The sequence below is a fragment of the Neorhizobium sp. JUb45 genome, from assembly GCF_004343585.1.
Lineage (GTDB): Bacteria > Pseudomonadota > Alphaproteobacteria > Rhizobiales > Rhizobiaceae > Neorhizobium.
Window position 1 is genome coordinate 1,298,167 of sequence record NZ_SLYW01000001.1, and the last position, 19,039, is coordinate 1,317,205.

Genomic DNA, 19,039 nt, shown 5'->3' on the forward strand with positions numbered 1-19,039 from the left:
CCGGGTTTGTCGCCCGGGGATTTTTCGTTTCAGCTGTGTTTCGATTTATTTCTGCTCGGTCGGTTCTTCCGGCGAAACCATCGCGGCGGCCTGCGCATCCGTGCCGATCGATGGCGGCAGCGGCGTGCCACGCACGCGTTCGCGCACCAGCGTCAGCAGGCCGGAGCCGACGATCAACAGAATGCCTATCATCATCGGCAGGTCGATATGATCGCCGAAGACAAGATAACCGAACAGTACCGCCCAGAGCATCTGGCTGTATTGCGTCGGGCCGATCAGTGTGGCGGGGGCATAGGCGGCCGCATACATCAACAGGATGGCGGCGATGGCGGCAAAACCGCCGTATCCGGCAAGCCAGACCCATTGCATGGCCGTGGGCACCTGGAAACCGGGAATGGCCAGCGCGCCGCAGACGACCAGCGTGCCGAGAACGCCGGCGCCATAAAGCGAAATATTCTTCTCCGACGGTCCCATAGCGCGAAAGATGACGATCGAGATGGCGCCGCTCAAACCGCCGAACACGGCGCCGAGATGGCCGATCGAAAGCTCGCGAAAGCCCGGTCGCAGCACGATCATCACTCCGACGAAACCAATGATGACGGCGCCCCAGCGGCGAAATCCGACCTGTTCCTTGAGGAAAACCACCGACATGATGGTGACGAAGGACGGCAGCAGAAAGATCAGCGCAAAGGCCTCCGCCATCGACAGATGGGTGAAGGCGGTGACGCTGCCGATCGTGCCGCCGGCCTGGGCTGCAAAACGCAGGATCCACAGCGGTCGGTTGGTGGTGGCAAACACATCGGTCCAGCGGTCGCCCGGCTTCATGATGAAGGGCAGGGCCATGGCACCGAAAATGGCACCGAGGAACGAGGCCTGATAGGGGCTGAGCGTACCTTCCAGCAATTTGACGCTGGCGTCGCTGAATGCATAGGCGGCAAAGGAGGCGAAGGCGATCAGGACGCCCTTGAGAGCATGGTCTTTCGAAACAGTGGTCATGGTCTTAGTTCATCGCCTTGCGGGCTTCGGCCTTGGCAGCCGCGATTTCGCGGAATGCGTTGGCAAGCACATCCGGGGTCTGGGCACCGCTTACCGCATATTGCTGGTCGATGATGAAGAACGGCACGCCGGTCACGCCCATGTCCTTGGCAGCAGTGATTTCCGCCTGCACCGTGTCCTTGTCGGCATCGGTGCCAAGCAGGTTTTCGATGACCTTGCGGTCGAGGCCCGATTGTTCTGCTATGTCGAGAAGAACGGCCTGATCGCCGACATTCTTGCCTTCCTCGAAGTTGGCCTTGAAGAGCGCGGTCGCTACCTTGTCCTGAAGCTCGCGGCCTTCCATCATCGCCCAGTGCATGAGGCGGTGGGCATCGAGCGTGTTCGGGCCGATCTTGATGGCGGCGAAATCGAAATTGATGCCGATTTCCTTGCCGAATTCGCGCAGACGGTCATGGGCCTGTTTGACGGCGTCTTCGCCACCCAGCTTTTCCGCCACGTATTTGTGATGATCGACGCCTTCCGCCGGAATGTCCGGGTTGAGCTGGTAGGGACGCCAGTTGACGTCGATGCCGACCTCATCCTGAACTTCGGCAATGGCCAGCTCGAGCCTTGCCTTGCCGAGATAACACCATGGGCAGACGACGTCCGAAACGAGGTCGATAGTGAGCCGTTCCATCCGGAACTCCTTATGTCAGAACAGCCGCCGGGAGGAGGCGGCAGGATTTCAATTATTGTACGCGGGCGTCCCACCAGGTGGAAAACTGGTAGCCGTAAAGCGGCAACGCCTGCGGACGATCGATACGTTTCCAGCGCGCCACCCATTGCTGCGGGATATGGTAAAGCGGCACCAGATAATGGCCGGAAAGAAGCAGGCGATCGAAGGCGCGTACGGAGGCCTGAAAGTCTTCCTTGTTGCGGGCAAGCCGCATGGCATCCATGATCCGGTCCAGATCGGCATCATCCGTTCCGGCAAAATTGAAGCTGCCCGGAGACTTGGCGGCCACCGAGCCCCAGCGTCCGACCTGCTCGATACCCGGCGATAACGACGATGGGTAGGACTTTACGATGACATCATAGTCAAAGCTGCCAGAGCGGCTCTGATATTGCGAATCATCGACGGTGCGGATCGTCATGGCGACACCGATCAGCCGCAGGCTGCGCTGATAGGCAATCGCCAGCTTTTCCTGATCCTGCGTTTGCGTCATCACCTCGAAAGCAAGCTGGCGGCCTTTTTTATCGACCATGCGGCGGTTGCGGATCGTGTATCCGGCTTCCTGCAGCAGATCGACTGCCTTTTTCAGGACGGTGCGGTCACCGCCCGTGCCGTCGGTCTTCGGCAGGCGATAGCTGCCATCGAGGATATCGGGTTCGATCCGATCCTTCGCCTTGCCGAGAAGAGCGATCTCGCGTTCGTCGGCCGGATTACCGAGCGCCGAGAGCGGCGAATTCTGCCAGAAACTTTCCGTACGCGTATAGGCGCCATCGAAGAGGTTCTTGTTGGCCCATTCGAAATCGAAGGCCAGCGAGAGGGCCGCACGGACACGAACGTCGGCAAACAATGGCCGGCGGACATTGAAGGCAAAGCCGAGCATGCCGGTCGGCAGTTGCGGCTGGAAGGCGTCCTTGACGATGCTGCCATTGTTGACGGCCGGGAAATCGTAGGCGCGTGTCCAGTGCGTGGGGCTGCCATCAGGATAGACATCGATCGCACCCTTCTTGAAGGCTTCGAACAGGGTGTTGTCCTGCAGAAAATATTCGATGGCGATCTGGTCGTAATTGTCGAAGCCAACCTTCGAGGGGATGTCCTTGCCCCAATAGTCGGGATTGCGCTCGTAAACGATGCGCTCGCCCGGCGAAATGGATTTCACGCGGTAGGGACCGGAGCCGATCGGTGGTTTCAGCGTGGATTGTTCGAACGTGTCCACGTCGATGGCGTGTTTCGGCAGGATTGGCGTGGCAGTGGCCAGAATGAGCGGTGTCTCGCGCGTGGCCTTGTCGTTGAAGGTGAAGCGAACACCGTGCTCGCCGACCTTTTCCATCTTCTCTACCGAGTTCAGGCGCAGGGAAAACGGAATGCGGCCCTTGTCGCGCAGCACCTCGAAGGAAAAGATCACGTCGTCCTGTGTGACAGGCTGGCCGTCTGACCACTTTGCCTTCGGATTGAGATTGAACTGCACAAAGGTTCTGTCGTTGTCCCATTCGACGCTTTCGGCGAGAAAACCATACAGCGTGAAAGGCTCGTCGCTGGATCGCGTCATCAGTGATTCGTAGATGAGATTGCCGAAAGACGGATCCCAGACCCCGCGTGCGGTGGTGCGGATGCTTTTCAGGTTGAAAGGATTGAGGCTGTCATAGGTGCCGACAACGCCATAAGTGATGCGCCCGCCCTTTTTCACATTTGGATTGACGTAGGGAAAATGTGTATAGTCACTGGCGAGCGCCGGCTGCCCATGCATGGCTATACCGTGCAGCGGTTCCGCACTTGCTGTACCGGCCAGCAAGAAGACAAGAAGTATGGCTGACGGTCTGCGCATGCGGGCGGCTTTCATTCGAAGATGATGCTTTATGATTCTGCGCAAAATAGACCATGCTTGTGGCGGAAACCAAATCAAACACCGCGGAAATAAAGGTTGATACGAAGAAAATTCTCGCGGGCACTGGATATCGCTGAAGCTGCGATGTAACAGGTTGCTCAACGCGGGGGGTCATTCAAATGCCTCATTTGACCGACAGGTGAACGCAGGAAGGCAACCCGATATCGAGCGGCATCGTCGCTCTCGGACGGATTTCAGGAGACGGATTTCGTTATGACGCTTAACGCAAACAACATCACGCGGGCCCTTTCGGCTCTGGCTCTGACGGTCGGCACGGCTGCAGTTCCTTTCGCCGCTTCCGCTCAGCAGGCCGCACCGGCCGGCCCGGCTCCGGGCCAGTGGTACAAGACCTGCGCCAAGCAGGGCGAAAACGACCTCTGCGTCGTCCAGAACGTCCAGCTCGCCCAGAACGGTCAGCTCATCACCGCCGTTGGCCTGATGACGCTGCAGGGCAAGGAAACTCGCAAGATCATGCAGGTTTCGGTTCCGACCGCACGCCTGCTGCCTCCGGGCATCACCATGCAGATCGATGGCGGCAAGGGCCAGAAGATGGATTACACCGTCTGCCTGCCGGACAAGTGCATTGCCGAAGCACCGCTGACGGATGCCAACCTCGCCGCCCTCAAGAAGGGTACCGAAGTTGTCTTCACCTCGGTGAACTTCCGTCGCGCGCCGAACCCGATCAAGATCACGCTTTCCGGTTTCACCGGCGTTTTCGATGGCCCGGCGATTTCTGAATCGCAGGTTGCCGAAAGCCAGCGTTCGCTGCAGGAAGGCATGCAGAAGAAGGCTGAAGAGACCCGCAAGAAGCTTGAGGACGCGCAGAACGCGGCCAAGCAGGGTCAGTAATCTTCTGGCATCGCATGATGTCGAAGCGTTTATGATAAAGGGGCGTCCTCGCGGGCGCCTCTTTTTTTGTCTCCAAAGCACGTCGCAGCTAATTTGCATCATTCTGTTGGCTTAGGCGGCCCGCGTAAGCCCCCCCCGAGGGGCTGGGCATTTTTCCGCCAGGATCAGAGGCGATCGGCTCGAACCTACCGGAAGGCATGCACTTCGCCGATCACCTCTGCCCTGACGAAAACCTGCTCCGGCAGAATGGTGCAAATTAGCTCAAACGTTCTCTAGCACTTGGCAACGTACGGCCTCACATCGTGTGATGCCACGCCATAGATGATGCTGAAGCAACGCGCAGGGTATATTTACCCAGCACTCTATAATCGGATGCATTTTTCAGATTTAACGATTTGTTCTCCATCTCGTCCCGCCTGCGCAGGATGAACATAGTGGAGCACTAGAAAAATCAGGTTTGACCTAAGCGCAGAACGTAGTAGCGTCATGAAGTAGAGCTTATCTATAGTCTTTATCGCAACCATAAGCTGCTATGCCATTGTTTATCATACCATTGCGCGAAGCATTTCCAAATCTTTACTGAATCTACATTAAGTTTCCCTGAAACAACAGGGTGGCACTAACCTCGTTTACGCTAAATAAGTATTTTACGAGTGAATGTGGCCTTTCGAAGTTGCTGAATAAGTAACATATCGGTACAACACTCCCCAATCGGAAAAAAGGTTTTGCAGTGCGTACTCGTTGGGATGAAGTAGAAGAAGTCGAGGGCGGCGCCCATCAATTTCTGGGATTCAGCGCGGTCACCTGGAGCATGGCCGTGCCTGTTGCGTTTATCGCAGGTGCCGCAGTCATGAGCTTCTTCGATCAACGTCGGCCGGAAACCGCAGCGTTGGCGATCCCGGCTCCGGTTGCCAATGAAAATGCGAAGAACGGTGTCGTTTCTCGCTCCGTGACCGAGACAAACAGGTGGGAAGAGGAGGCACGTCAAGCCGCCTCTAAAGCCGCCGAACTGCAGATGCAGGTCGAGGCACTTCGCGATCAGGTGAGTGATGAATCCCGCCGCCGCGCTCAGGCAGAGCAGGCGGCGGAGCAAACCGCGACCGCACTCGAAAGAATTCGGCAGCAACCCGAGCCTGCGGCGAACCGCGTGGCAACGGCCGTGACCGTATCCGAGCCGGCTCAGCCGAGCCAGGATGCGCTTTCCTACGCCGCGCCGACAAATACGTCTGCGCCGGGTTTCTCTTCCCAGACGCAAACCAGCGCGCGCCCGCAGTCATCCGCCGCCAGCGATGACTCTATTGCTCTCCAGCGGATCATCGAGGACACGGCAAGCCGTAGCGCGGCCCTGTCGGACCGCAGGGACGAGATGGAATCCGAAACGACGGCAAGCTTGTCGGATTCGCGTTCCGCCCGCGCCCCTCGCAGTGGTTCGGACGTCGAAACCGCGCTGTCCAGGGCGACAGGCCTGGATACGCTGACGGCTTCGCAGCGGAGCGGCCTGAAAGATGAATTGACGGCAGGTGCTTGCGTGACCGTGAGCCTTGAAAAGGTGTTCGGAAACCCGGTGCCCGTCGTACCACTCAGAAACCTGGTTAGGGATCTCGATAGCGATTGCTGATCTACCGCGTCACTAAGGGGGAATGTTCTTGAAGTTAGCATCACTCAATTTGTTCGCTCTGGCTGTGATCGGCAGTCTTTTGCCCGGCATGGCCCGGGCGCAAGAATCGGATCGCAACATCATGGCGTCCATGGAAGGCGGCAGTCAGACCTTGATTGCGCGCGACATCGCCGAATTGGGTAACAAATGCGGTCTCCCGCTGCATGTCGTTGATTCACACGGGTCGCTGGAAAACTTTTTCGGCGTCAGGAACCGACACAATACGCAGTTCGGCATCGTCGATAGCGATATTCTCAATTACCTCTCCGCATACCGCGGAAGCAACGATGATGTGAAACAGGCCATTCAGGGCATGCGCATCATGTTGCCGCTCTACGATGCCGAAGTGCACGTCGTTGCACGCGCCGGCATCAACAGCCTGCAGGATCTTCGCGGCAAGCGGCTTGGCGTCGGCCAGAAGGACGGCACGGCCTACCTGACCTCGCAGCTTATTCTCGACATCCTGCGCATTCAGGTCGCTGAACGCGTTGCAGGCTCGGCCGATGAGATGATCGAACTGCTGCGCCAGGGCGAGATCGATGCGCTCTTGAAGGTGGGCAATGCCCCGATGCCGATGTTCACGGACGGACGGCTGGACAATTCATTCCATATGGTCCCGATCACCGATGACGTTCTGCATGCCAGCTACAAGCCGGTAACGCTGGCGGCGGGCACCTATTCATTCCAGAGAGAACCCATCAAGACAATCGCTAGCAAGACGCTGCTGATGACCTATGAATATGGTTCGGAGAAGAACGCCTACTACAGAAACTCCTGCAAGGCGGTGGCTGATTTCACCAACCTGATCGTTGGCAATCTGGACGAGCTTCGCCGTGTCGGTCACCATCCGAAATGGAAGACACTCAATCTGACGGAAATCCCGAAAGGTTGGGAAGTGGGCTCCTGCGTGCGCAAGGGCCTGGAGCCGACCTATGAGGTCAGCTGCACCGAACAGGTCGATAGTGCCGATAACCAGCAGTATCTCGATCTGCTGCGCAATCGCCTGCGTCAGTAGACGCTCCGTATAGTTTTGAAGCGGCAAAGGCCGGTGCCCGTTTCTGAAGGCGCCGGCCTTTCTCAGATACGCATCGGCATTGTCATGCAGTCGACCGGGAACGGGCGCAAGTGAGATTGGCAGGTCATACCTGCCCGCGGGAATACGACGCAACGAGCGCCTACTCCGCTGCGACACTACGTCAAAAAGGAATGACCGTGACGGGGCGCCGGACGTGACCGCGCCAAGGACTGCAATGACGGCAACGGAAACAATAGGAAAATTACGAGGACTCCCGTGAGATTTGGAACACTTAAATTAATTGGTCTGGCATTGATCGGCGCGCTTGGTTCCCAGGTCGCGTCAGCGCAGGAAGCCGAGCGCCACATCATGGCGGCAGGCGCAGGTTCAACACAGGGGTTGATCGCCGAGGATATCGCCGGGCTTGGCGACAGATGCGGCTTGCCTTTGAGTGTTGTGGCATCCAAAGGCGCGCTGGAAAGCTTTTTTGGGGTTCGCAATCGCCATAACACCCAGTTCGGCATCGTTGACGGCGACCTCTTGAATTATTTGAGCAGCTACAAGGGGCAGAATGCCGACGTCAAGGAAGCGGTTCAGGGTATGCGTATCATGCTCCCGCTGTTTGATGCCGAAGTGCATGTTCTGGCACCTGACAACATCAGCACCCTGCAGGATCTGCGCGGAAAACGCATTGGCGTCGGTGAGAAAGACAGCACGGCCTATCTGACATCGCAGTTGATGTTCGATATTCTGCGCATCCCCGTCGCCGAGCGTGTTACCGGTACCACAGACGAGATGATCGAGCTTTTAAGACAGGGCGAGATTGATGCAATGATCCGCGTCGCCGGAGCGCCGGTGGCAGCATTGGCCGATAAGCGGATCGACAGTACTTTTCATCTGGTGCCGATCACAGATGAATTGCTGCGGGCAAGCTACAAGACGGTGACGATCCCGGCAGGTATGTATCCGTATCAGCGAACCGCCGTGCAGACGGTCGCGGTCAAGACACTGCTGATGACCTACGAGTATGGCACCGGCAAGAACGCCTATTACAACAGTTCCTGCAAGGCGGTTTCGGATGTCACCAGCCTGATTGTCGATAATATCGACGAGCTGCGCCGGACCGGACACCCAAAATGGAAGGATGTCGATCTGACCGAAATCCCCAAGGGCTGGGAAATCGGCATGTGTGTTCGCAAGGGTCTCGACCCGAACTACAAGGTTTCATGCAGTCAGGCTGCCAGCAGCAGCGATAACAGCGAATATCTCAATCTTCTCGGAGAACGCCTCAAGAAATGAGGGCTCAACCGCTTGATTGAAAAATATTGAGGGCGCCGTCATGGCGCCCTTTTTTGAGGTTGAACAGCTTTTCAGACACCTAATGGGCGAGTATCGCCTTCGGCCTCAGCTCCCCGGAAGGGCTGCGATCGAAGATCCGCATGACGTTGTCGCTGCGCAGCGGCTGTTCGCTGTCGTCATGCTCCAGATTCTGCTCCGAGACATAGGCCACATATTCCTGCTCGTCGTTTTCGGCGAGGAGGTGGTAGAAGGGCTGGTCCCTGTTCGGGCGGATATTTTCCGGAATCGCGTTCCACCATTCCTCGGTATTCGCGAATTCGGCATCCACATCGAACACGACGCCCCGGAACGGGAAAACCTTGTGGCGAACGACTTCGCCGATGGTGAATTTTGCGTTGCGTTGTTTCATGGCGCGAACTTCCTTTCGCAACATTATGTGGTCACTCTGTTCCCACGCTACAAGGGCAATGCTTCAGCGCTGAAAAGGCTCCCTAAAAGGCGAAAATTCCGCGAATTTCAGCTCGCTCTGGCTTTCTTCGGCATGGTCGCCAGAATGACGCCACCCAGCACAAGCAGAATGCCGATGGCATGATAGGTGGCAAAACTTTCGCCCAGAAAGACGATGGCCATGACGATCGAAACCGGTGGCATGAGATAGAGCGTGACACCCGCCTGAGCCGGACCGAACACGCGCACAGTCTGCTGGAAACAGTAAAACGCGGCAAGTGAGGCAAAGGCCACCATGCCTGCGATTTTTGCCCAATCCATCGGCTCATCCGGCAGAGGGCCATCGGTGAAAAATTCGTAGATGGTCGGCGGCAGAAGAACCAGCGCACCCGACAACGCGATGATGCCGAACAGTGACAGCGGCTGCAGCTCCTGTAACGCCGGCTGACGCAGCAGGATCGAATAGGTCGCAAACGATATCGCCGCGATCAGGATGCCGAAATCTCCGATATTGAAATCGAGATGCAGCAGTGCCGAGAGATCTCCGCGCAATACGATGACGATGACGCCGGCGAAAGCGATCGCCATGCCCGTCAGTTCTCGGATGCCAATGGTTCGGCCGGCGAACATCCACTGGAACAGGATGATGAACAGCGACGACGTCGTGTAAATCAGCGTGCCGTTGGCGGCCGTGGTGTAGTTCAGCGACCAATAGACGACACCGCCGCAAATGCCCATGCCAAGTCCGCCCAGCACCAGCCAGAGCCAGAAATGACGGCTAACGAAGGTCCAGACTGCGCGGCGATCGGCGAAAATGAAGGGCAGTGTCACCAGCGTCGAGCCGGTCCAGCGCAGAAAGGCGGTGGTATAGGGCGCCACGTCACCAATGATGCCGCGGCCGAAAATGATGTTGGTGGAAAAGAAAAGCGGCACGAGGGCGAAAATCAGCCAATCGAGCGGGCGTGCAGGATCGGGTTTGGATTGATCGGGCATGGTGCACCGGAAAAGGAATGGCGCCGAAATGGCTGAGACGAGATGAAACGAGAAACGGCGGGATTTTGTCCCGCCGTTTGCGGCATGCGGCCGAAGCCGCCTGCGTTATCGGATCCGGCGGATCAGGCCGAGTAGTACATGTCGAATTCGACCGGGTGCGGCGTCATTTCGTAACGCATCACTTCGACCATCTTCAGTTCGATATAAGCGTCGATCTGGTCGTCGTCGAAGACGCCGCCGGCGGTCAGGAACTTGCGGTCGCGATCGAGATTTTCGAGCGCTTCACGCAGGGATGCGCAGACGGTCGGGATCTTCTTCAGTTCCTTCGGCGGCAGGTCGTAAAGATCCTTGTCCATGGCCTTGCCCGGATGGATCTTGTTCTTGATGCCGTCGAGGCCGGCCATCAGCATGGCGGCAAAGGCGAGGTAGGGGTTCGCCAGCGGATCAGGGAAGCGCACTTCTACGCGCTTGGACTTGGGACCTGTGCCGAACGGAATGCGGCACGACGCCGAGCGGTTGCGGGCCGAGTAAGCCAAGAGAACCGGTGCTTCATAACCCGGAACCAGACGCTTGTAGGAGTTGGTCGTCGGGTTGGTGAAGGCGTTGATGGCCTTGGCATGCTTGATGATGCCGCCGATGTAATGCAGGCAGCTTTCCGACAGGCCGGCATATTCGTCGCCGGCGAAGGTCGGCTTGCCGTCTTTCCAGATCGACTGGTGCACGTGCATGCCCGAGCCGTTATCGCCGAAAATCGGCTTCGGCATGAAGGTTGCCGTCTTGCCATAGGCATTGGCGACCTGGTGCACTACGTACTTGTAGATCTGGATCTTGTCGGCGTTGCGCACCAGCGTGTCGAACTTGACGCCAAGCTCGTGCTGGGCGGCAGCCACTTCGTGGTGGTGCTTTTCGACGACGACGCCCATTTCCGTCAGGACCGTCAGCATTTCGGAACGCATGTCCTGCAGGCTGTCGATCGGAGGAACCGGGAAATAACCGCCCTTGACGCGCGGACGGTGGCCAAGGTTGCCGGTCTCGTAATCGGTGTCGTCGTTGGACGGCAGTTCCGACGAATCCAGCTTAAAGCCCGTATTGTACGGATCGGCCTTGTACTTGACGTCGTCGAAGACGAAAAATTCAGGCTCGGGGCCAACGTAGACGGTATCGCCGACGCCGGACGCCTTCAGATAGGCTTCTGCCTTCTTGGCGGTGCCGCGCGGATCGCGGTTATAGGCTTCGCCCGAAACCGGATCGAGAATGTCGCAGATGACGACCATGGTCGACTGCGCGAAGAACGGGTCCATGTGGACCGTGGCCGGATCTGGCATCAGCACCATGTCCGACTCGTTGATGGCCTTCCAGCCGCCGATCGAGGAACCGTCGAACATGACGCCATCGGCGAACATGTCCTCATCCACGGCGACAACGTCCATGGTGACGTGCTGCAGCTTGCCCTTTGGATCGGTAAAGCGCAGGTCCACGAACTTGACGTCGTTTTCCTTGATCTGTTTCATGATGTCGCTTGCGGTCGTCATGGGATCTTTCCTTGGGTGTGAGAATGATGAGGTGCCGGTCCTTGGTTGGACCGGACGTTATTAAATCGCGTCAATACCGGTTTCGCCGGTGCGGATACGCACCACTTCTTCCACGTTCGAAACGAATATCTTGCCATCGCCGATGCGTCCAGTCTGGGCCGCATTGCGGATGGCATCGATGACCGACTCGACATTCTCGTCTGCGAGTACGACCTCGACCTTCACCTTTGGCAGAAAATCCACCACGTATTCCGCACCGCGATAAAGCTCGGTATGGCCTTTCTGCCGGCCAAATCCCTTTGCTTCGGTCACCGTGATGCCTTGCAAGCCGACTTCCTGAAGGGCTTCCTTCACTTCGTCGAGCTTGAAGGGCTTGATGATCGCTTCGATCTTTTTCATGAGAAAATATCTCTCCGCTTCTCCCTGAGAGCGGGCACTCCCCGCCAGCCCTTGATAATGCAGGTATCATGCCAATCCAAGTGCGATGATGCCTTAAATATCCTAGCCTTAAGTGATGGCCCGAGCCAAGGGCGGGTTTCCGGGCTGTGTGGTGAAAGTGGTGCCGTGCAAGAAGTTGGTCATTACCATGCGAGGGATATCTTCTCGCACTGAATTAGCGCCTCCGAAGACGATCGGATGCTTGATAATTATGCATATGATTATTTTTGATGCATTTGCCGAAAAAGAAACCCATTGTTTTTATCGGGTAAGACGAGTCAACATGGGTCATGACCGACATCAGCACACTTATTCTGACACCTGAAGAAATGTCCGCCGTTGATGCCGCATCAGCGGACTGCGGCATTCCGTCTTACGCGCTGATGGAACGTGCGGGGCAGGCGGTTGCGGCGCTTGCCTTGAAACATTACCCGCAGGCGGAGTGCTTTGTGGTTCTGTGCGGCCCGGGCAATAATGGCGGCGATGGATATGTGGCGGCGCGCGTGCTCGCCGAATCGGGCTCAGTGGTTCGCGTGTATGAGTTGGCGTTAGAGGCGGCACTGAAGGGGGATGCACGACGCGCTGCGGTGGCATGCCCGATCGATAAACGGCAACTGGGCGAATACCGGCCGCTCAAGGGCGACGTGATCATAGACGCGCTGTTTGGAGCCGGCCTTTCACGTCCTTTGCCGACGGAGGTTGGCGATGTGATCTCGGCGGTCGGTGAGGCAAGACTGCCTGTTCTCGCCGTCGATCTGCCCTCCGGCATTTGCGGCCTGCGCGGTCAAATTCTGGGTGCGGCGTTTCGGGCCGAGCGCACAATTACCTTCATGGCAAGGAAACCGGGGCATCTGCTTATGCCGGGTCGGGAATACTGCGGAGAACTGGAGGTTTTCGACATCGGCATTCCGCACAGGATCGTTGCTGCGCATGCCGGAGATATCCTGAAAAACGATCCTGCCTTGTGGGCTTCACATCTGCCGCGGCTTGCCACCGAAACCCACAAATACAAGCGCGGCCATCTCGTGGTGTTTTCCGGCGGGGCCTCGCATACCGGGGCCGCGCGTCTTTCAGCCAAGGCGGGCCTCAAAAGCGGCGCCGGACTGGTGACGGTTGCCGCGCCGGAGGACGCCATGGCGGTCAATGCCGCGGCGCTGACGGCGGTCATGCTTCGGCAAATTCAAACGATATCCGATTTGGACGAATGGCTTGAAACCGCGAAGATTGCGGCCTGTGTGCTCGGGCCCGGTTTTGGCGTGGGAAACCGCGCGCGGGATTTCGTGGCGATACTGAAGGACAAGGCGCTGGTTCTGGATGCCGATGGCATCACGTCCTTCAAGGATGAGCCGGAGACGCTGTTCAATGCGTTCGGAAACGGTGAAACACATTTGGTGCTGACGCCGCATGAGGGAGAATTTGCGCGGCTTTTTCCCGACATCGCCGCCGACCAGAAGCTCGGCAAGGTGGAAAAGGCGAGGGCTGCGGCAGTCCGCGCCCATGCCGTCATCATTTATAAAGGCGCAGACAGTGTCATCGCTTCACCGGATGGACGCGCCTACATCAACGACAATGCGCCGCCATGGCTTGCCACTGCCGGTTCCGGTGATGTGCTGGCCGGCATGATCGGCGCATTGCTGGCGCAAGGTGTTCCGGCCTTCGAGGCCGCGGCGGCGGGCGTTTATCTTCACGGCGAGGCGGCCAGGCGGGCAGGGCCGGGCATGACGGCAGAAGATCTGGCCGACCATGCCGATGTGACGTTCCGCTAAGCGCTATTTCAAGCGTTCGGCCATGGCCATTGCGCCCTGCGGCGCGTTGACCTTGCCTTCGTGAATGAAAAAGGCAAACACATCGCGCGGCTTATTCTCGACCTTGCGACCGGCATCCACCAGCGGCAGATCATCCGGCACGCCGCCTGCCGCCCATGTCTTCAGCCGTTTTGCCCAGGCGTTCATATCGTCCTCGGCATAACAGGTGGGGATTTCATCCGAACCCTTTTGCAGCCGCGCATAGACAAAATCCGCGGTGACATCCGCAATCATCGGGTAATCGAAATGTTCGGCGCAGACCGGCGCGATATTATATTTCTCCAGCAGAGCGACGAATTCCGGCACCTTGAAACTGTCGTGGCGCACCTCGACCAAATGCCGCAGCGGCAGACCTTCGAGCGTGTTCGGGAGGAGTTTCAGAAAGGCTTCGAAATCGTCCGGTTCGAATTTTTTCGTCGGCGCGAACTGCCAGAGCAACGGCCCCAGACGATCCCCTAGTTCGACCAGTCCCTGATTAAGGAATTTATCAATCGATTCAGATGCCTCTGCGAGAATCTTGCGGTTTGTGGTGAAGCGGCTGGCCTTCAGCGAGAAGATAAATCCGTCCGGCACTTCAGACGCCCATTTGGCAAAGGTTTCCGGTTTCTGCGAACCGTAATAGGTGCCGTTGACCTCGATGACGGAAAGCTTGCTCGACGCATATTCGAGCTGCCGTTTCTTGGCGAGCTTTTCGGGATAGAACGTGCCTTCCCAAGCATCAAAAGTCCAACCGCCGATGCCGGTGCGGATCATGCCCGAATTGCTCATCAGTGCCTCCCGTTGAGATCAGCTTACCATATCGTGGTTACGGCGGATTACTCCGCCGCCTCAACCTTCTTGGCCGGGCGCCGCTCCAGCAGTTCCTTGAGGAAATGACCGGTATAGGAGCGCTTTTCCTTGACGATCTGCTCCGGCGTGCCTTGAGCGACCACTTCGCCACCGCCCGTGCCGCCTTCGGGGCCGATATCGATCACCCAGTCAGCCGTCTTAATGACTTCGAGATTGTGCTCGATGACCACCACCGAATTGCCCTGATTGACCAGTTCGTGCAGCATTTCCAGAAGTTTGGCCACATCGTGGAAATGCAGGCCGGTGGTCGGTTCGTCGAGAATGTAGAGCGTGCGGCCGGTGGAGCGTTTCGACAGTTCCTTGGCGAGTTTGACGCGCTGCGCCTCACCGCCGGACAGTGTGTTCGCCTGCTGGCCGACCTTGATATAACCCAGACCAACCTCGAACAGCGCCTGCAGCTTGTCGCGCACCGCAGGAACCGCCGAGAAGAATTCGACGCCTTCCTCGACGGTCATGTCCAGCACGTCGGCGATCGACTTGCCCTTGAAATGTACGTCGAGCGTTTCTCGATTGTAGCGCTTGCCGTGGCAGACGTCGCAGGTGACGTAAACGTCGGGCAGAAAATGCATCTCGATCTTGATGACGCCATCGCCCTGGCAGGCTTCGCAGCGGCCGCCCTTGACGTTGAACGAGAAGCGGCCGGGCGCATATCCGCGCGCCTTGGCCTCGGGAAGGCCCGCAAACCAGTCACGGATCGGCGTGAAGGCACCGGTATAGGTGGCCGGGTTTGAACGCGGCGTGCGGCCGATCGGCGACTGGTCGATATCGATGACCTTGTCGATATGTTCGAAACCATCGATGCGATCGTGTTCGGCCGGGATCTCGCGCGCGCCCATGACGCGGCGGGCAGCCGACTTGTAGAGTGTTTCGATCAGGAAGGTGGACTTGCCGCCGCCCGATACACCCGTCACCGCCGTGAAGACGCCGAGCGGCACGGCCGCCGTGACGTTTTTCAGGTTATTGCCGCGCGCGCCGACAACCTTGATTTCCTTACCCTTCTTGGGCTTGCGCCGTTCGGCCGGCACGGCAACGCCGAGTTCACCGGACAGATATTTGCCGGTCAGCGATTTCGGATTGGCCATGACCTGTTGCGGCGAGCCCTCGGCCACCACCGTGCCGCCATGAATGCCGGCGGCGGGGCCGATATCGACGACGTAATCGGCGGTAAGGATGGCATCTTCGTCATGCTCGACGACGATGACCGTGTTGCCGATATCGCGCAGGTGTTTCAGCGTTTCGAGCAGTCGGGCATTATCGCGCTGGTGCAGGCCGATCGACGGCTCGTCGAGAACGTAAAGCACGCCGGTCAGGCCGGAGCCGATCTGCGAAGCGAGCCGGATACGCTGGCTTTCACCACCCGACAGCGTGCCGGAATTACGCGACAGGCTGAGATAATCGAGACCGACATCGTTCAGGAACTGTAGGCGCTCACGGATTTCCTTGAGGATACGGACGGCGATTTCGTTCTGCTTGGCATTGAGATGCTCGGGCAGAGCCGAAAACCAGTCACGCGCCACCCTGATCGACATTTCGGTGGTCTGGCCGATATGCATCTTGTTGATTTTCACCGCCAGCGCTTCAGGCTTGAGGCGATAACCGGCGCAGGCCGGGCAGGGCGCTGCCGACATATACCGCTCGATTTCCTCGCGTGCCCAGGCGCTGTCGGTTTCCTTCCAGCGGCGCTCGAGATTTGGCACGATGCCTTCGAAATTCTTGGTGGTTTTATAGGACCGCGCGCCGTCGGCGTAATTGAACTCGATTTTTTCCTCGGTGCCCTTGAGGATCGCTGTCTGCGCTTCCTTCGACAGCTTTTCCCAGCGGTCGGACAGCTTGAAGCCAAACACCTTGCCGAGGCCCTCGAGCGTCTGGTTGTAATAGGGCGACGAGGATTTGGCCCAAGGCGCAATCGCCCCATCCTTGAGGGTGCGGCCGGGTTCCGGCACGATCAGGTTTTCATCCACCTTCTGCTGCGAGCCGAGACCATCGCAGGTCGGGCAGGCGCCAAAGGGGTTGTTGAACGAGAACAGGCGCGGTTCGATTTCCGGAATGGTGAAGCCGGAAACGGGGCAGGCGAATTTTTCCGAAAACAGCACACGCTCGTGTGTTTCGTTGAGCGACTTGTTGGCCGAGCCGCCGGCTGCGGTTTCATTGGCGGGCAGGGGCTTGTCTGCAAACTCGGCGACAGCAAGACCATCGGCCAGTTTCAGCGAGGTTTCCAGGCTGTCCGCCAGACGAGCGGAGATGTCGGAGCGCACCACGAGACGGTCCACAACGACGTCAATATCGTGCTTGTATTTCTTGTCGAGCGGCGGAACGTCGGCGATCTCGTAGAACTGACCATCGACTTTCACGCGCTGAAAGCCCTTTTTCATCAGTTCGGCGAGTTCCTTTTTATACTCGCCCTTACGGCCACGGATCATCGGCGCAAGAATATAAAGACGCGTGCCTTCCTCGTAAGCGACAATGCGATCGACCATCTGGCTGACCGTCTGGCTTTCGATCGGCAGGCCTGTGGCCGGCGAATAGGGAACGCCGACACGCGCGAACAGAAGGCGCATGTAGTCGTAGATCTCGGTAACGGTACCGACCGTCGAGCGCGGGTTGCGCGAGGTCGTCTTCTGCTCGATCGAGATCGCCGGCGACAGACCGTCGATCTGGTCGACATCCGGCTTCTGCATCATTTCGAGGAACTGGCGGGCATAGGCCGACAGGCTCTCGACATAACGGCGCTGGCCTTCCGCATAGATCGTATCGAAAGCCAATGACGACTTTCCTGACCCGGACAGGCCGGTCATCACGATCAGCGAATTGCGCGGAAGATCGAGGTCGATGCCCTTGAGATTGTGTTCACGCGCGCCACGAATGGAGATCGTCTTGAGTTCGCTCATTACCAAAGCCTGATGGGAGGGAAGTTTCCCTATGTAGTGATTGATTCGGCGGTGTCGAGATGGAAACGACAAAGGTCAAACCGTCGTTCCCGATTCGTTTGACATGACTATAGGAATAAAATAGAACAAATAAAGAACAATCTTCAGCCTGAAACAATCCGCCCATTTGGCGGCATTTCGGGAAATCGCTGTGGATTAAAGGATCGGAAGGGTCCCACCGGGCCGCGGCTATAGTCTATGGTGCCGGCATTGGATTTTTAAGCCGCGTCACGTGGCGTAGAAAGTGAGAATATCATGGCAGGTAGCGTCAACAAGGTGATCCTGATCGGAAACGTCGGCGCCGATCCCGAAATCCGCCGGACCCAGGACGGTCGTCCGATCGCCAATCTGCGCATCGCGACGTCTGAAAGCTGGCGTGATCGCAATTCCGGCGAGCGCAAGGAAAAGACCGAATGGCACAGCGTCGTCGTTTTTAACGAAGGTCTCTGCAAGGTCGTCGAACAGTATGTGAAGAAGGGCGCCAAGCTCTATATCGAAGGCGCACTGCAGACCCGCAAATGGCAGGACCAGCAGGGTGCGGATCGTTATTCGACGGAAATCGTGCTGCAGGGCTTCAACTCGACCCTGACCATGCTCGACGGCCGTGGCGGCGAAGGTGGTGGCGGCTTCGGTGGCGGTGGTGGTCGTGGCAGTTCCGCTGGCGGCAATGATTATGGCGGCGGCGGTGGCGACTTTGGTGGTGGTTACGGCGGTGGCGACGATTACGCCCGTCCGTCTTCCGGCGGCGGCAATCGTGGTGGTGGCCAGCCTTCCGGCGGCAATGCTGGCGGCGGCGGTTTCTCGCGAGACCTGGACGACGATATCCCGTTCTGATCAAGAAGGCGCCGCGAGGCGCCTTTTTTCATGTCGGTAAGGGCTGAAAAGAAAACGCCCAAACCTTCAAAGATTGAAGGCCGAGCGGATGCCATCGACGGCAAACTGCACCGATAGTGCCGCCAGGATGACGCCGAGCAGGCGGGTCAGCAGTGCACGGCCGGTGACGCCGAGAAAACGATCGAGGGCAGGGGCGATCATCAGTGCGGCAAACACGGCCAGCATGGCGACACCGATGACACCGATAAGGATGGCGCGCTCCAGCGGCGCGTGAAAACTGCCGGCCAGAAGCACGGTCGCGGAAATGGCACCAGGTCCGGAAATCAGCGGCAAAGCCAGCGGAAAGATCGCGAGATTTCGGATGTGATCGACCGTCAGCGCGGTTTCCGAGGTCTTTTCCTTGCGGTCGTTGCGGCGCTCGAAAATCATCTCGAAGGCGATCCAGAACAGAAGCAGGCCACCGGCGATGCGGAAAGCCCCCATGGAAATGCCGAGAAAACCCAGCAGTTGCGCGCCGACAAGCGCAAAGCCTGCCAGGATGCCGAAAGCCGTGACTGTGCCAAGCATGGCGACGTGGCGGCGCTGCGCTGCATCCATGCCGACCGTCAGCCCGACGAACAGCGGGGCGAGCCCCGGCGGATCGAGCGTGACAAGCAGCGTCGTCAGTGCGTTCAGGATCGTGTCGATCGTTACCATCTAAAGCCTTGTTCCTGCATGCTTGCCGTAAACCTGAAAGCTTGTTAGGACAGCCGCAGCCCGGAGAAAACCCCATTTGCGGACGATCTCCACAAACGACGATGGCTA

At 58.2% G+C, this 19,039-nt stretch carries 16 protein-coding genes; 6 read left to right on the plus strand and 10 right to left on the minus strand.

What is annotated here, in order from left to right; genetic code table 11:
- Positions 1-45 precede the first annotated feature (45 nt).
- The 3 genes from EDF70_RS06410 to EDF70_RS06420 are packed head-to-tail and all read right to left on the minus strand — an operon-like array spanning position 46 to position 3,530.
- Positions 46-996, minus strand: a complete 951-nt coding sequence (locus tag EDF70_RS06410) for a DMT family transporter (protein WP_132272454.1) — start codon at positions 994-996, stop codon at positions 46-48.
- Between the two features lie 4 nt (positions 997-1,000).
- Positions 1,001-1,672, minus strand: a complete 672-nt coding sequence (locus tag EDF70_RS06415; RefSeq protein WP_132272455.1) for a DsbA family oxidoreductase — start codon at positions 1,670-1,672, stop codon at positions 1,001-1,003.
- 52 nt (positions 1,673-1,724) lie between these two features.
- Complete coding sequence (locus EDF70_RS06420) at positions 1,725-3,530, minus strand: extracellular solute-binding protein (protein WP_132272456.1); 1,806 nt, start codon at positions 3,528-3,530, stop codon at positions 1,725-1,727.
- Positions 3,531-3,803: 273 nt separating this feature from the next.
- Between EDF70_RS06420 and EDF70_RS06425 the strand changes: the two genes are divergently transcribed.
- From EDF70_RS06425 to EDF70_RS06440, 4 genes are all read left to right on the plus strand, one after another.
- Positions 3,804-4,439: an invasion associated locus B family protein gene (locus EDF70_RS06425; protein WP_132272457.1), complete on the plus strand. Its 636-nt coding sequence runs from the start codon at positions 3,804-3,806 to the stop codon at positions 4,437-4,439.
- A 730-nt stretch (positions 4,440-5,169) separates the two neighbouring features.
- Positions 5,170-6,057: a hypothetical protein gene (locus tag EDF70_RS06430; RefSeq protein WP_132272458.1), complete on the plus strand. Its 888-nt coding sequence runs from the start codon at positions 5,170-5,172 to the stop codon at positions 6,055-6,057.
- A gap of 22 nt (positions 6,058-6,079) precedes the next feature.
- The gene (locus tag EDF70_RS06435) at positions 6,080-7,111 is read left to right on the plus strand and encodes a TAXI family TRAP transporter solute-binding subunit (RefSeq protein WP_132272459.1); all 1,032 of its coding nucleotides are present in this window, start codon (positions 6,080-6,082) and stop codon (positions 7,109-7,111) included.
- A 276-nt stretch (positions 7,112-7,387) separates the two neighbouring features.
- On the plus strand, positions 7,388-8,410 hold the full coding sequence (locus EDF70_RS06440; protein ID WP_165931944.1) for a TAXI family TRAP transporter solute-binding subunit: 1,023 nt from the start codon (positions 7,388-7,390) through the stop codon (positions 8,408-8,410).
- Positions 8,411-8,489: 79 nt separating this feature from the next.
- Here the strand turns inward: EDF70_RS06440 and hspQ are convergent, their stop codons facing one another.
- The 4 genes from hspQ to EDF70_RS06460 form a co-directional block, all read right to left on the minus strand.
- On the minus strand, positions 8,490-8,819 hold the full coding sequence (hspQ, locus tag EDF70_RS06445) for a heat shock protein HspQ (protein ID WP_132272461.1): 330 nt from the start codon (positions 8,817-8,819) through the stop codon (positions 8,490-8,492).
- Positions 8,820-8,926: 107 nt separating this feature from the next.
- The gene (locus EDF70_RS06450) at positions 8,927-9,850 is read right to left on the minus strand and encodes a DMT family transporter (protein WP_132272462.1); all 924 of its coding nucleotides are present in this window, start codon (positions 9,848-9,850) and stop codon (positions 8,927-8,929) included.
- A gap of 122 nt (positions 9,851-9,972) precedes the next feature.
- A complete protein-coding gene (gene glnA / locus EDF70_RS06455; RefSeq protein ID WP_132272463.1) occupies positions 9,973-11,382 on the minus strand; it encodes a type I glutamate--ammonia ligase in 1,410 nt (469 codons plus the stop codon).
- A 60-nt stretch (positions 11,383-11,442) separates the two neighbouring features.
- Entirely contained in the window at positions 11,443-11,781 is a 339-nt protein-coding gene (locus EDF70_RS06460; RefSeq protein ID WP_132272464.1) for a P-II family nitrogen regulator, read from the minus strand.
- A gap of 329 nt (positions 11,782-12,110) precedes the next feature.
- Here EDF70_RS06460 and EDF70_RS06465 point away from each other — a divergent pair, with 329 nt between their 5' ends.
- Positions 12,111-13,586, plus strand: coding sequence for an NAD(P)H-hydrate dehydratase (locus EDF70_RS06465; protein ID WP_132272465.1), 1,476 nt, complete (start codon positions 12,111-12,113; stop codon positions 13,584-13,586).
- 3 nt (positions 13,587-13,589) lie between these two features.
- Here EDF70_RS06465 and EDF70_RS06470 read toward each other — a convergent pair whose 3' ends face one another.
- Positions 13,590-14,393 (minus strand): DUF72 domain-containing protein, encoded by an 804-nt coding sequence (locus EDF70_RS06470; RefSeq protein WP_132272466.1) that lies wholly within the window; start codon positions 14,391-14,393, stop codon positions 13,590-13,592.
- 47 nt (positions 14,394-14,440) lie between these two features.
- A complete protein-coding gene (uvrA, locus tag EDF70_RS06475; RefSeq protein ID WP_132272467.1) occupies positions 14,441-17,362 on the minus strand; it encodes an excinuclease ABC subunit UvrA in 2,922 nt (973 codons plus the stop codon).
- Between the two features lie 294 nt (positions 17,363-17,656).
- Here uvrA and EDF70_RS06480 point away from each other — a divergent pair, with 294 nt between their 5' ends.
- Positions 17,657-18,235 (plus strand): single-stranded DNA-binding protein, encoded by a 579-nt coding sequence (locus EDF70_RS06480; RefSeq protein ID WP_132272468.1) that lies wholly within the window; start codon positions 17,657-17,659, stop codon positions 18,233-18,235.
- A 66-nt stretch (positions 18,236-18,301) separates the two neighbouring features.
- Here EDF70_RS06480 and EDF70_RS06485 read toward each other — a convergent pair whose 3' ends face one another.
- Complete coding sequence (locus EDF70_RS06485) at positions 18,302-18,931, minus strand: MarC family protein (protein ID WP_132272469.1); 630 nt, start codon at positions 18,929-18,931, stop codon at positions 18,302-18,304.
- Positions 18,932-19,039 lie beyond the last annotated feature (108 nt).

Coding starts and splice junctions, on each gene's coding strand:
- EDF70_RS06410 (WP_132272454.1), bottom strand. CDS start 996: ATGACCACTGTTTCGAAAGACCATGCTCTCAAGGGCGTCCTGATCGCC.
- EDF70_RS06415 (WP_132272455.1), bottom strand. CDS start 1,672: ATGGAACGGCTCACTATCGACCTCGTTTCGGACGTCGTCTGCCCATGG.
- EDF70_RS06420 (WP_132272456.1), bottom strand. CDS start 3,530: ATGCGCAGACCGTCAGCCATACTTCTTGTCTTCTTGCTGGCCGGTACA.
- EDF70_RS06425 (WP_132272457.1), top strand. CDS start 3,804: ATGACGCTTAACGCAAACAACATCACGCGGGCCCTTTCGGCTCTGGCT.
- EDF70_RS06435 (WP_132272459.1), top strand. CDS start 6,080: ATGTTCTTGAAGTTAGCATCACTCAATTTGTTCGCTCTGGCTGTGATC.
- hspQ (WP_132272461.1), bottom strand. CDS start 8,819: ATGAAACAACGCAACGCAAAATTCACCATCGGCGAAGTCGTTCGCCAC.
- EDF70_RS06450 (WP_132272462.1), bottom strand. CDS start 9,850: ATGCCCGATCAATCCAAACCCGATCCTGCACGCCCGCTCGATTGGCTG.
- glnA (WP_132272463.1), bottom strand. CDS start 11,382: ATGACGACCGCAAGCGACATCATGAAACAGATCAAGGAAAACGACGTC.
- EDF70_RS06460 (WP_132272464.1), bottom strand. CDS start 11,781: ATGAAAAAGATCGAAGCGATCATCAAGCCCTTCAAGCTCGACGAAGTG.
- EDF70_RS06465 (WP_132272465.1), top strand. CDS start 12,111: ATGACCGACATCAGCACACTTATTCTGACACCTGAAGAAATGTCCGCC.
- EDF70_RS06470 (WP_132272466.1), bottom strand. CDS start 14,393: ATGAGCAATTCGGGCATGATCCGCACCGGCATCGGCGGTTGGACTTTT.
- uvrA (WP_132272467.1), bottom strand. CDS start 17,362: ATGAGCGAACTCAAGACGATCTCCATTCGTGGCGCGCGTGAACACAAT.
- EDF70_RS06480 (WP_132272468.1), top strand. CDS start 17,657: ATGGCAGGTAGCGTCAACAAGGTGATCCTGATCGGAAACGTCGGCGCC.
- EDF70_RS06485 (WP_132272469.1), bottom strand. CDS start 18,931: ATGGTAACGATCGACACGATCCTGAACGCACTGACGACGCTGCTTGTC.